The organism is Paraburkholderia sp. A1RI-2L (genome assembly GCF_048957375.1).
GTDB lineage: Bacteria > Pseudomonadota > Gammaproteobacteria > Burkholderiales > Burkholderiaceae > Paraburkholderia.
The window spans coordinates 785,388-798,454 of the sequence record NZ_JARBTA010000001.1 but is presented as its reverse complement, the minus strand read 5'-3'; the positions used below and the strand labels follow the sequence as shown (position 1 = coordinate 798,454).

Annotated in this window: 10 protein-coding genes; 1 reads left to right on the top strand and 9 read right to left on the bottom strand. The window is 66.3% G+C overall.

Annotation, left to right across the window (positions count from 1 at the left end; all coding sequences use genetic code 11):
* Positions 1-30: 30 nt before the first annotated feature.
* From PWP93_RS03815 to PWP93_RS03795, 5 genes are all read right to left on the bottom strand, one after another.
* A complete protein-coding gene (locus tag PWP93_RS03815; protein WP_421043517.1) occupies positions 31-819 on the bottom strand; it encodes a citryl-CoA lyase in 789 nt (262 codons plus the stop codon).
* Between the two features lie 65 nt (positions 820-884).
* On the bottom strand, positions 885-1,754 hold the full coding sequence (locus PWP93_RS03810; protein WP_421043516.1) for a MaoC/PaaZ C-terminal domain-containing protein: 870 nt from the start codon (positions 1,752-1,754) through the stop codon (positions 885-887).
* A gap of 7 nt (positions 1,755-1,761) precedes the next feature.
* Entirely contained in the window at positions 1,762-2,916 is a 1,155-nt protein-coding gene (locus tag PWP93_RS03805; protein WP_421043515.1) for a lipoate--protein ligase family protein, read from the bottom strand.
* The gene (locus PWP93_RS03800; protein ID WP_421043514.1) at positions 2,913-4,091 is read right to left on the bottom strand and encodes a phenylacetate--CoA ligase family protein; all 1,179 of its coding nucleotides are present in this window, start codon (positions 4,089-4,091) and stop codon (positions 2,913-2,915) included. The genes PWP93_RS03805 and PWP93_RS03800 overlap by 4 nt, the downstream gene beginning before the upstream one ends.
* Positions 4,092-4,147: 56 nt before the next feature.
* Entirely contained in the window at positions 4,148-5,053 is a 906-nt protein-coding gene (locus PWP93_RS03795; RefSeq protein ID WP_421045000.1) for an SDR family NAD(P)-dependent oxidoreductase, read from the bottom strand.
* A gap of 358 nt (positions 5,054-5,411) precedes the next feature.
* Here PWP93_RS03795 and PWP93_RS03790 point away from each other — a divergent pair, with 358 nt between their 5' ends.
* Positions 5,412-6,314, top strand: a complete 903-nt coding sequence (locus PWP93_RS03790) for a LysR substrate-binding domain-containing protein (RefSeq protein WP_421043513.1) — start codon at positions 5,412-5,414, stop codon at positions 6,312-6,314.
* Between the two features lie 44 nt (positions 6,315-6,358).
* Here the strand turns inward: PWP93_RS03790 and PWP93_RS03785 are convergent, their stop codons facing one another.
* The 4 genes from PWP93_RS03785 to PWP93_RS03770 all read right to left on the bottom strand — a co-directional run bounded on the left by PWP93_RS03785 (position 6,359) and on the right by PWP93_RS03770 (position 13,067).
* Positions 6,359-7,516 (bottom strand): acyl-CoA dehydrogenase family protein, encoded by a 1,158-nt coding sequence (locus tag PWP93_RS03785; protein WP_421043511.1) that lies wholly within the window; start codon positions 7,514-7,516, stop codon positions 6,359-6,361.
* Between the two features lie 78 nt (positions 7,517-7,594).
* The gene (locus tag PWP93_RS03780) at positions 7,595-9,124 is read right to left on the bottom strand and encodes a class I adenylate-forming enzyme family protein (RefSeq protein WP_421044999.1); all 1,530 of its coding nucleotides are present in this window, start codon (positions 9,122-9,124) and stop codon (positions 7,595-7,597) included.
* Between the two features lie 208 nt (positions 9,125-9,332).
* Positions 9,333-11,651: a cytochrome P450/oxidoreductase gene (locus tag PWP93_RS03775; RefSeq protein ID WP_421043510.1), complete on the bottom strand. Its 2,319-nt coding sequence runs from the start codon at positions 11,649-11,651 to the stop codon at positions 9,333-9,335.
* Between the two features lie 129 nt (positions 11,652-11,780).
* On the bottom strand, positions 11,781-13,067 hold the full coding sequence (locus PWP93_RS03770) for a cytochrome-c peroxidase (protein WP_421043509.1): 1,287 nt from the start codon (positions 13,065-13,067) through the stop codon (positions 11,781-11,783).

Below are 13,067 nucleotides of genomic sequence, written 5' to 3'. Positions count from 1 at the left end.
GGCAATCCTCCGATGTGGCTATAGGTCGAATCAAGCCTCGCCGCGCAGGTGCGCCGAAGCCTCGTCTTCCACACGTTGCCACAATTCGAACGACATGGGCCGCTCGCCTTCTTCGAGCAGATGGCCGACCAGTCCGATCGCGCGCGCCATCACGCCAAAGCCGCGCACGATGCGCCACGGAAAGCCGAACTCGCAGCAGATCGCGCCGATGGCGCCCGTCGCGTTGATCGGCAGCGACTTGCCCGCGGCGCGCTCGGCCTCTGCGCCGATCAACTGCATGAGCTTCACGTAATCGCCCGACAGGCCGTTTTGCGCGGCAAGCTCGAACAGGCGCGGCGTGCGCGGATCGATCGGTTTATGCAGCGGGTGTCCGAGGCCTGGAATGGGCGTGCCGCGCGCACGCCATGCGGCCACGGTGTCCACCGCGAGCCTTTCAAGGTCGTGGCATGGCGTGCCGTACGGCAATGCTTCGGAGAGCATACGACATGCACCCTCCATGCTGCCCACGAATACCGAGCCCAGCCCGCACAGTCCTGCCGCCACGGCCGCCTGGAGCGACTCGGGCGCGCCGGCATAGGTCATGCGCGCGGCGATCGCGCTGGGCGTCATGCCGTGTTCGACGAGCGTGATGACAATGGCGTTGAACATCGCGGATTGCTGCGGCGTGGCGGTCTTGCCGGTCAGTTGCAAGAACGCGAAGTCGCCGAGGTTCATATGGCCGAGCACTTCGTCGGGCAGGCTTTTGCCGCGCACGACGATGCGATCGGGCGTGCTGTATGCGATATCGGAGCGCACCAGCGGTTTCGGTTGACGGGCCATGACTGCAGTTCCTTTCTGTTCGTGTTCGAATTCGTGTTGAGTTGTGGCGATGAAGTGGGCCATGTTCAGCGCAGCTTCGCGGTGCCGTGGTCGAGCACCACCATGTCGCGCTCGACCACGCGCGTGCGAAAGCTCACGGCCTGGCCGTCGCGCCAGATTTCCGTGCGCAGGGTCTCGCCCGGATAGACCGGCGCGGTGAAGCGCGCATGAAATCGCGCGAGCCGTGCCGGGTCGCTCGCGCACAGCGTCTTGAGCACCGCGTGCGCGGCCACCGCCCAGGTGGCGAGGCCATGCAGGATGGGCCGCGCGAAGCCGGCCGCGCGCGCGACTTGCGGGTCCGCGTGCAGCGCGTTGTCGTCGCCGCACAGGCGGTAGAGCAGCGCCGTCTCCGGCCGCGTCGGCGCCCTGCAGACATGATCGGCCGCACGCCCGGGCACGGCCGGCGGCACGGCGGGCGCCTCGTCACTCGGGCCGCCGCCCGCGCTGAAGCCGCCATCGCCACGGCAAAACGTGAGTTGCGTGAGCGTGGCATAGCGCTCGCCGCTCGCTTTGTCGGTAATGCTGCGTTGTATTTCGAGCAGCGCGCCCTTGCCCTCGCCCTTGTCGACCACGCGCGCGATGCGCGAGCGGCCGATCACCGTCGCTTCGCGCGGCAGCGGCTTGTGAATCTCGATGCCCTGCTCGCCGTGCAGCACGCGCACCCAGTCGATGCCGCTCCTCGGGTCGCGCGCCCAGAAGCCCGGATAGCCGAGCACCACCGCGAACGTCGGCGGCACGCGCAGTTCCTTCCCGTAGACGAACGCGAGATCATCGGGGTCCAAGGGATTGGCGCCATAGCCCACCGCGAGGCTATAGAACATCGCATCGCGAGCGGTGTAGGTCTGTTCGATGTCCTTGAACGGCCAGTTGCGCAAGGTGTGGTAATCGATCGTCATGGCTGTGCTAAACGATGAAAGACGAAGCGCTCATGCCACCGCTGCGCGCGCGGGCCAGTTCATCTAGCGCCTTGTCGAGCGCCGCGAGCAGATGCACCGGTTCGACGCCCGCGAACTCCACGTCCTCGCGCGCGAGGAACGCGTCGATATGCGCGCCGCACGCCTCGCGCGTGGCAGCCAGCCCCGCGAAGCCTTCCTCGAGCCAGTCCACCGAGCGCAGCGGCCGGGGATGCCAGTCGCCGTTCACGATCGCGCGCTGCACCACGCCGCGGCGCACCAGCAGGCTCAGCCAGATGAGCCCGGCCGGCGCCTTCTCGCGGCCCCGCACGACCTGGTCGCCGGCCTGCGTGATGGGCCCATAGCGCGTGGCTTCGCTCTTTTGATGGAACCAGGCATCGTCGACGAGTTCGCTCGCGTATTGCTGCGCGTAGGCCCGCTCCGTTTCGCCCAACTCGCCGGGCGCGAGCGCGACGTTGCCAAATGCGCTGCGCACGCAGGCCTGAGCCCAGGCGCGCAATTCGGCCTCGCTCACCGCGCGGCCCAACTCCTGCTCCAGATACGTGTAGCGCGAACCGAGATCCTTGTGCTTCTTGTCCTTGACCTTCTCCGGCGCCATCGGCATCGCGCGCGCGGCAATCGCCGTGTCGATGGCCTTCACGTTCAGCAGGATGCGGAACGTGAGCACGCCGCCCTCGATCTTCATCGACGTGGCGACCAGCTTGCGGCCATCGATCTCGACGTCGTTGAGCGGCCGGTACGCTGCCGCGAGCCCGAACCCCTCGCGCAACGCTTGCGCCACGTGGCCGAGAATGGCCGGGAACGCAGCCGCCGCCGTGGCCGGCACGCCGGGCAAATCGACTGGCAGATACAGCGCGAGAAATGCCGAGCCACGGCCCGCATAGATCGCCCCGCCGCTGTTCACGCGCCGCCGCACGAGCACGTTGTTGGCGCGGCAGAACGGCAGGTCGAGTACCTGGTTCGGGTCTTCGTTCACCCCCACGGTGATGCTGTCGCCGTCGAAGATGCTCAGGAGCACCGTGGGCGGCGCGAGCCGCTCGGCCACGGCGCGCTCGACGGCGGGCGAAACCGAGGTCGAGAAGTCCGCGTAGTTGTGCTGGCCCACGACATAGCGCCACGGTGCGGGTACGGCTGTTGCGTTCATGTTGTCTGCCTCCGTTCGTCCTGCACGAGCGCCGCGCCTTCGAGCGTGTCGACTGCCTCGATGGCATCGGCGTGAATCAGCGTCTGGCGCCTGAAGCGCTCGGCGATGGCCTCCATGTCGGCGGGCGTACCTTCGACGAGCAGCGTGAGATGGTCCCCGCCATGCGCCTTCGAGCGCACCACGATCCGGTAAGCGCCCGTCGCACCCGCGACGCCCTGCAGCACGCGCTTCAACTCGGACGGATAGACCTTCACGCCCTTGACCTTCACCATCGAATCGACGCGCCCGAACACCACGCGCGGCAGCGACACCGTGCGGCCACGCACGCTCGCCGTGCGTTCGAGCACGGCGAGGTCGCCAGTGCGATAGCGCACGAGCGGCTGCAACTCTTTCTGCAAATGCGTGAGCACGAGTTCGCCGCGCTCGCCTTCGGGCAATGGCGCGCCGCTGTCGGGATCGATCACCTCGGCGTGGAGCAGCTCGTCGAAGACATGCACGCCCGTGCCGCCCGGAAACGTCCGCGCCACCGGAAGACATTCGGATAACGAATAACTGTCGATGAGCAGCGTGCCGGGCATGGCAGCCCGCACGCGCGCATAAAGCGTCTCGTTGCCGCTGAACGGCTCGCCGCCCGCGAAGAACACGCGCGGCACAGGACAGCCCGCTTCGATCAGCTTGAGCGCATGCGTGGGATTGCCCGCGAGCACCGTTACGCCGCACTGGCGCGCCACCTGAGCCGCGCGCTCCGTTTCGCCGGGACCGTGCGGGATGCACGCGACGCCGCGCGCCTCCATCTGGCTTTGATAAAACATCCCCGCGACGAACAGGTGATAGCCGAATGTGACCATGCAGACGTCGCCGGGGCCGATGCCGCAGGCGTCCAGATGCTGGCCGCACGCCGATTCCATCGCGCGCAGATCGGCGGCGCTGTGCAGGATCGGCACGAGCGCCGGGCCCATCGGCGTGAGATGAATGCGCACGGGCGGCACGTGAGGCGCGAACGCTCCATAACCCGGCTTGCCCATTTCGGCCACGAACTGGGCGCGCGACATGAGCGGCACGCGTTCGGCGAATTCCGCCGCGCTCGCGATGCTGCGCGGCAAGCGTCTCGCATGGAACGGATGCGCGTGCAGGCGTTCGAGCTGCGCATTGAGCCGATCGATCGGATCGTGCATGTCTCCTCCGTGATTGAGGCTGCCGGCCATGCCGGCCGCCAGCGCCGCGCGCAAGTTCAGACCGGATCCCAGCTAAATACATCGGCGGAAACATCGAGCGGATGAAACGAGCCGCGCAGCGCGGGCATGGCGTGCTCCGCGATCGTCTCGGGCGTCCAGCCTTCGCCGCGATGCACCGAGCGCACGGGACGCGGCTGGCTCATCAGGAAAATCTCGTTGTTGCGCACCGCGAAGATCTGCCCCGAGACATCGGCGGCCTGCTCGCTCGCGAGAAACACCGCGAGCGGCGCGATCTTCGCAGGTGTCATCTGCTTGATTTTTTCGACGCGCGCTTGCTGCTCCGGCGAATCGATCTTGATCGAATCGATCATGCGGCTCCATGCGAACGGCGCGATGCAGTTCGATCGCACCCCGAACTTCTGCAAGTCGAGCGCAATGGACTTCGAAAGCCCCGCGATACCGAGCTTCGCGGCGCTGTAGTTGGCCTGCGCGAGATTGCCGATCAGGCCCGAGGTCGAGGTCATGTGCACGAAAGCGCCGCTGCGCTGATCCTTGAAATGGTCGGCGGCCGCGCGCGACACGTGGTAAGAGCCGTACAAATGTACCTTCACGACCGCATCGAATTCCTCCTCGCTCATCTTGTGGAAAAAGCGGTCGCGCAAAATGCCGGCGTTGTTCACCACGCAGTCGACGCGGCCAAACACGTCGAGCGCGTGCTTCACGATGCGGGCTGCGCCTGCGGCTTCGGCCACGCTGTCCGTGTTGGCCGTGGCCTCGCCGCCGAGCGCCGCGATCTCGTTCACCACGGCCTGCGCGGGGCCGTCGTTGTGACCCTCGCCGGAAAGCGAGGCGCCCACGTCGTTGACCACCACCTTCGCGCCCTGACGCGCCATGGCCAGCGCAATGTCACGGCCAATGCCACCGCCCGAACCCGTCACCACCACCACCTTGCCTGCCAGCATCCGTTGCGTCGTCATCGTTCGTGCTCCCGCTACCCGCATGGTGCGAGCCTCCGTTCGAATGGGTGAATCCGTTATGCCGGCGCGCTTTACCACAGTTCGTCACGCCGCTTGTCCGGTTTGCAGCTTGACGCAACGCACGCGCACACACAATTTGAATATGCCGAATGCCCGATTCGTCCACGATTAACCCGTAATTCCGCTAATGGCGCGTATTGCGCTGCGGCGCAATAATGCGCAGAATCCGCGAGACCTTGGCCATTTGCATCTATCGTTCAAACGAACGTGTTCAGGCTCGTTCAAACGAACGTTGAATCAGCGGCGCGCTCTCGCGCAGACTAGAGCACCACCGAGCGAACCCATGCATTTCGATCTTGTCGACCTCAAGCTCTTCACGCACGTGGCGGAGGCCAGCAGCCTCACGCGCGGCGCGGAACGCGCGCATCTCTCGCTGCCCGCTGCGAGCACGCGCATCAAGAATCTCGAAGAGCAAGTCGGCGTAAAGCTGCTTTCGCGCACGAGCCAGGGCGTGACGCTCACCGCGCCCGGGGAGACGCTGCTCGCCCACGCGCGGCGCGTGCTCAAGCAACTCGAGCAATTGCGGGGCGATCTTCAGGAGTACTCGGAGGGCGTCAAGGGTCACGTGCGCGTGTTCGCGAACACCACGGCCATGAGCGAATTCCTGCCCGCCGTGCTGCGCACCTATCTCATCAACCATCCCGATGTGTATGTGGACATTCACGAGCGGCTGAGTCCCGACATCGTGCGCGCCGTGCTGGACGGCAGTGTCGACATCGGCATCGTGGCCGGCGACGTGCGCACCGAGGGCTTGCAGGTCATGCCGTACCGGCGCGACCGCCTCGTGCTTGCCACCGCGCTCTCGCATCCGCTCGCACAGGCGAGCGAAATCGACTTTGCCGACACGCTGGACCACGACTTCGTAGGACCGCCCGACGAAAGCGCGATCTACGCATTCCTCAAGCGTGCGTCCTCGAATTTGCAGCGCACCATCCGCTGGCGCATTCAGGTCAGCAACTTCGAAGCCGCCTGCCGCATGATCGAAGCGAACATCGGCATTGGCGTGCTGCCCGAAGGCACCGCGCGCCGCCACGCGAAAACCATGGCGCTCAAGATCGTGCCGCTCACCGACGAGTGGGCCGTGCGCAAGCTGCAGATCTGCGTGGCCGATCGCGAGGCGCTGCCGCTGTTCGCGCGCAAGCTCGTCGATCTGCTGGTGGCCGACGGCATCGGCCGGCTCGAATGAGACGGTCAGGGCCTGTGCATACGGATAGCAGGCCCTGAGGCGCTTTAAAGCGCTTGCGCGTCGCGCATCATGTTGCGTGCAATGACGATTTGCTGAATCTGGCTCGTGCCCTCGTATATGCGGAACAGGCGCACGTCACGGTAGAAACGCTCGATGCCGTATTCGGCCATATAGCCCGCGCCGCCGAAGATCTGCACCGCGCGGTCGGCTACGCGCCCGCACATCTCCGAGGCAAAGAGCTTCGCACACGCGGCTTCGGTGCTCACGTTGCGGCCATCGTCGCGGCGGCGCGCGGCATCCAGCACCATGCAGCGCGCAGCGTAGAGTTCGGCCTGGCTATCGGCTAGCATGGCCTGCACGAGCTGGAATTCGCCGATCGCCTGGCCGAACTGCTCGCGCTCCATCGCGTAGCGCAATGCGTCGTCGAGCATGCGCTGCGCCACCGCCACGCAAATCGCCGCAATATGAATGCGGCCCTTGTCGAGCACCTTCATCGCGGTTTTGAAGCCCACGCCCTCCTTGCCGCCGATGATGTTTTCGGCCGGCACTTTCACGTTATCGAAGATCACGTCGCAGGTATGCGCCCCCTTCTGGCCCATCTTGCGATCGCGCTTGCCGAAGCTGATGCCGGGCGTGCGAGCATCGACGATGAACGCGGTGATGCCGCCCGCACGCGGCTCGTCGGGATTGGTGCGCGCCATCAGCGTGAACATGCCCGCCTGCGGCGCGTTCGTGATGAAGCGCTTGGTGCCGTTTACGACGTAGTGGTCACCGTGGCGCTCGGCGCGCGTCTTGAGCGAGGCCGCGTCGGAGCCCGAGCCCGGCTCTGTGAGTGCGAAGCTCGCGATGACTTCGCCGGTCGCGAGCTTCGGCAGCCAGCGGGCCTTTTGCTCCTCGGTGCCGTCGATCACGATGCCCTGCGAGCCGATGCCCACCGTCGTGCCGATGATCGAACGAAACGCGGGTGACGTTTTGCCGAGCGCGAACATCACGAGCACTTCTTCTTCCATCGTGAGATCGAGGCCGCCGTAGGCTTCGGGAATCGTGAGACCGAAAAGGCCCATCGCTTTCATGTCGTTCACGATGTCGGCGGGAATCTCGTCGGTTTCCGCCACGCGCTCTTCGTTCGGCACGAGACGCTCGCGCACGAAGCGCGAGACGTTGTCGAGCAGCACGTTCATCGTTTCCTGGTCGCGAATCATGATGTGTATTCCTTATCAGTTTCATGCCGGCATGCGCGGTTCCACCCGGAGCATGCCGCTTCGAATTGACAGGGCGCGCTAGCGGCGGCGTGCGGCGAGTTCGCGCAGCGGCTGCTTTTGCAGCTTGCCGCTCGCGGTGGTGGGAATCATGTCGATGGGCACGATCTGCACGGGCCGCTTGTACGGCGAGAGGCGCTCGCTGATATAGCGCTGCAATGCGTCGACATCGAGTGCCGCGCCCTCTTTCGGCTCCACGAAGGCCACCACTTCCTCATTGCCTTCGGCGTCGGTGCGGCCCACTACGGCCGACAGGCGCACCGCGTCGTACGTGTTGATGACCGATTCCACTTCGATCGGATAGACGTTGAAGCCCGAGCGGATGATGAGGTCCTTCGACCGGCCGACGATAAAGAGCGCGCCGTCCGCTTCGAGCCGCCCGAGATCGCCGGTCCTGAGCCATCCATCGGCATCGATCGTCGCGGCCGTGAGCGCCGGATCGCGATAGTAGCCGTGCATGACGCCAGGGCCGCGCACCCACAGCTCGCCCGCTTCGCCGCGCGCGACGCTCTGGCCATCGGGGCCCATGATGCGCAGTTCCGCGCCTTCGACGATCTCGCCCGATGAGGTGTCCTTGCGCGGCCGGTCCATGCGCGTGATGAAGAGCGAGCCCGCGTATTCGGTCATGCCATAGCCATGGTGGAGCGGCATGCCGAAGAGCGCTTCCACCTGGTGCTTCAAGGTGGGATCGAGCGGGCCGCCGCCCGTGTAGAGGTAGCGCAGACGCGGCGCCCGAACCGCCCCGCCGTGCTCGCGCACCCACGCGACGATGCGCGTGAACATCGTGGGCACGCCCTGCAGGATCGAGATTTCCGACGCGCCCAGCGCCCTCACCACTTCCTCGGCCGAGAAGCGAGCGGCCAGATAGAGGCTCGCGCCCGCCTCGAAGGTGGCGAGCAGCAGCGTCGCGAGGCCGAAGATATGCGACATCGGCATGACCGCATAGGCGCAGTCGGCGGGCGTCATGTTGCGCGAGGTGGCGGAGACGCGCGCGAAATGCAGCAGCCCGCGATGCGTGGCCATCACGCCCTTGGGCTGACCTGTCGTGCCCGAGGTATAGATGAGGAGCGCGACCTCGCGGGCGAGCGATTCGGGCTCACGCACGGCTTGCGGTTCGGGGTCCGCCATCATCAGCGGGCCGAGCCCTTGCGGCGCGATCTCTTTCGCGCGCTGACGCACGCCGTGGCGCAGCGCATCGGGCGAGGCCCCATGCGTAAACAGCATCAGACGCGGCCCGCAATGCGCGCGGATCGTTTCGATCTCGCGCTCCGAGAGCCGCGCGTTGACGATGGCCGGCCACGCGCCGATTTCCGAAAGCGCGAACAGCAGCGTGATGACGGCCGGGCAGTTCTCGGCCACGATCATCACGCGGTCGCCGGTGCTCACGCCTTGCACGCGCAAGAAACGCTGGGCCGCCTCCACATTGCGCCAAAGCTCGCCGAAGCTGGTTTCACGGCCCTCTTCACGAATCGCCGTGGCCTCGGGCGCGGCCTGTGCCCAATGCCGCGCGATGTCGCTGATTTTGCGCGCCGCCCGCGCCGCCCCTGTCACCACCTTCGCCTCCGATCCTGGCTTGTTCGTTTCCCGCACGGCGCGTGTGCGCGCGCCGCCTCTCGACAGGGCTCAGTGTGGTGGAGCCGCGCGCGGCCAACAATTCGTTTTCAAAGAAGCCGGCATTCGTCTGGCCGGAAGTCGGCATTAGTCCCGATGGCCGGAGGCTGTTCCGGCCCCGATGCGCTTGTGCGCCGCCGCTCCACCTCTACAGCTCGAGTATCAGCCGTTTGCCTTTTGCGCGCGAGCAGCAGGTCATCATGCGCGTCTGGGTCTCGCGTTCGGCACGCGTGAGCACCACGTCGCGGTGATCGATCTCGCCCGCCAGCACGCGCACCTCGCACGAGCCGCACAGGCCCTCTTCGCAGTCGCTCTGCACGTCGATATTCGCGGCGCGCAGCGCATCGAGCACGGTCTGGTCCGCCGCCACCTCCAGCACGACGCCCGAGTCCTTGAGCTCGACTTCAAACGCATGCTCGTGCGCCGGGTCGAGCTTGCCCGCGCGCGCGACGAAGTGCTCCATGCGCAACGTGTCTTCCGGCCACGCAGCGCTCGCGGCAGCCAGCGCATCGAGCATGCGCGCGGGACCGCACGCATAGACGCGCGTGTGACCCTCCACGCGCAGTGCGCCGAAATCGTTGCGCGTGCCTTCATCGGAGACGTAAAGGCGCAGCCGCTCGCCATGCATCTGCGTGAGTTCCGCGACGAACGCCATGCTGCCGCGCGAGCGGCCGCTATAGTGCAGTTCGTAGTCGATGCCGAGCTCGCGCGCGCGGCGCGCCATCGCGCTGATTGGCGTGATGCCGATGCCGCCCGCGATGAAAATGGCCCGATGCCCTGACTCAACCGTTTCGTCGAGCCGGAAATGATTGCGAGGTCCGCGAATTCTCACGCGCATGCCCTCGCGCAGCGTGTCGTGTACCCATGCGGAACCGCCTCGGCTTTGCGTTTCGCGCAGCACCGCGATTTCGAACGCGCCCGTATCAGCGGGGTCGCCGCACAGCGAATACTGGCGCGACAGCACACCCTCACGACCGTTGCCATACTCGCCGCATTCGAGGTCGATATGCGCGCCGGGCACCCAGCGCGGCAGCGTCGCGCCCTCGGGCGCGGCCAGACGCAGCCGCACGATGCCAGCCGCCACGGTGTCCATACGCTCGACCACCACGGGGCGGCTCAACGCATGCGACGACGGCTCGCCAATCCGTACGGCCGCCCGCGCACCAGATGACGCGCAATGGGTGCGCTCGGGGTTTTGCGCCGGGTCCCACTCCACCCACAAATGCTCCGGACCCCGAAACGAGGTATTGGGCACGTAGGTGAACCTCTGCTCCGCGAGCCGCATATGCGGCAACCGCCGCGTGAACTCGTCGAGAAAGATCTGCATCTCCATGCGCGCGAGATTCTTTCCCATGCACTGGTGCGCGCCATAGCCGAACGTAACGTGATCGCTCGCGTTGTCGCGGCGAATGTCGAACAGATCAGCATCGGCAAAATGCCCCTCGTCGTGATTCGCCGACGAGGTCACGATCAGCAGCTTTGAGCCCGCGGCAATGTCGACGCCTCCGATGCGCACATCCTTCGTCGCAAGCCGCCGCCACGCCGCAATCGAGCCGTTGTGGCGCAGGCATTCCTCCACGGCGTTCGGTATCAGGCTCGGGTCTTCGCAGAGCTCGCGCCACGCGCGCGGGTGCTGCAACAGCAGCTTCATCGCATTGGCCGTGGCGTTGGCCGTAGTCTCGTGCGCGGCCACAATGCCCGCCATCATCATCGAATGAAGATACGAGTCGGTGACGATCTCGGGATGCGCCTGCTGCTTGCGGATGCCGTATTGCATCCATCCATGGCCCTCGGGGTTCTGGCGCATCTTCGCCAGCACCTTGCCCGCGAACTGCCAGAAGTTGCCTACCGCGTGCGCCACCGCCACCTGCTCTTCGGGGCGCGGACGCCCCCAGGTATTGACCGTGTGCGCGATCGAGTAGCGGCGCAGCATGTCCATGTCTTCCTCGGGCACGCCGAGAAAATGCAGCGCCACCGTGAGCGGCACCTCCCAGAGCATCTGGTCGACGAGATCGGCGCGGCCCGTGTCGATGAAACGGTCGACGTACTCGCGCGCGAGGCGCCGCACCAGCGGTTCGTGGCGCTTCAGCTGCTCGGGCGTGAACGGCTCCATCAGCACGCGGCGGCGCGGCATGTGCGCGGGCTCGTCTTCGTTCACGAGCGTGCGGTTCATGGCGTAGCCATACGACTCGAGCACCGCGTTGGCCTCGGGCCCTGTGGGTGTGATCTTTTCGAGCGCGATCGAGGGCGAGAACGTGAGGTTGTCGCGGAAGATCGCCTTGATGTCGTCGTAGCGCGTGACGACCCAATAACCTAGTTGCGGGCTGTAGAACACGGGCTCCTGCTCGCGCGCCCAGCGCACGTACTCGGGCGGGTCCTGCTGGTAGCCATCGCTGAACGGGTCGAACGCTGCCGCGTTCGCGCTCACGGGGCAGCGCCCCGCAGCCTCGTGGGGGGCCTCGCCCATGGTGTCGCCTCCTGCATCGCGGTTACGCTGGTTTGTATCCATTTGCGTAACTCTAGTACGCCTCGCGCGATGCAAAAGATCGGGGTTAACCTCCAAGCGCCTGATCGGCGAAACCAGACACTTTGGGGGTCATGGCCGATAACCGTCGTCGAGCGTCGTCAGGAAGGCGATCACATCGTCGATGTCGCGCGCGTTCCAGACTGGCTTGCCGCCCAGTTTGCCGGTCAGCGGCGCATCGGTGGTGTCGACGTTGCGGCGCAACGCAGGCGGCAAATCATCGAACTTCACGACCTGACCCTGGCGATCGCGCGGATACCACTTCTCCGGGTTGGTGTCGCGCTCGACGTAGAAGCGCAGCGCGTCGCGCAGCGCATGGAAGCGCCCGTTGTGAAAGAACACGTGGCGCGTGGCCACGTTGCGCAGCGTGGGCGTCTTGAAGAAACCGCAAAGGGCCTGGTCTGCGGACAGATCGTGGCGCAGCGGTCCGCATAGCCCCTCGTCGTGGTACGCGGGATCGCGATTGACGCGCAGTTCGGGGTTGCGCGGAACGCCGAGCGCCTCGAACTGGAAATCGGTGAAGAGCGGATGCGCGCCGTTCGCGCCGGGCTGGTCGATATGGCACGACGCGCAATTGCCGCCGTGCGGGTCGTCGAAGAGCTGCTTGCCGCGCCGCTCGCTCGCGGTGAGTTGCGCCTTGCCGTCGAGGTAATAGTCGAACTTGCTCGTGTACGGGTGGAAATCGGGCTCTTCGAGTTCGTAACGCTCGATGGCCGCCATGGCCTGGCGCAGCGCCACTTGCGGGGACTCGAACACCGTTTCGCCGTAGACCTGCTTGAAGCGCGCCGCGTACGGGGCGCGCGCGAGCTTCGCAACAACCGAAGCGGCGTCGCGGTTCGCCATCTCGCGGGGGTTGAATAGCGGGAACGTGGCCTGGTCGCTCAGACGGTTGAAACGCCCATCCCAGCCGAAGCCGCCGGACGGCGCGTTGTCGTCCTCGAAGCGCTCGCTGAAGCTGGCCGCCTGCGCATGCGTCCAGAGCGGCGTGCGGTCGAGCACGTAGCGCAGCGTCGGCACGGCGCGCGTGCCTTGCGTGCGCAGACCGGCGCCGCCGAACTGCGCGGCGAGGCCGTTCGGCGGCCCATACGCATGCGCGGGGCTGTGGCAGCTCGCGCACGACATGCGCCCCGAGGCCGAAAGCGACGGGTCATGGAACAGCAGCTTGCCGAGCGCGCCGGCGTCGCTAAAGGCCACGGGCGTCGCGGTGGCCGGCGGGGTGGCCGGCAAGGTGGCAGCCGCCCGAGTCGGAATGCGCTGAACCTGTGCGTGGACCGCCCCCAGGCTCAGGCCCAGCGCAACAGTAGCCACCACCGCTGCAGCAACGGTGGCGGGGGTCGCGCTCGTAAAACCCGCTTTCAT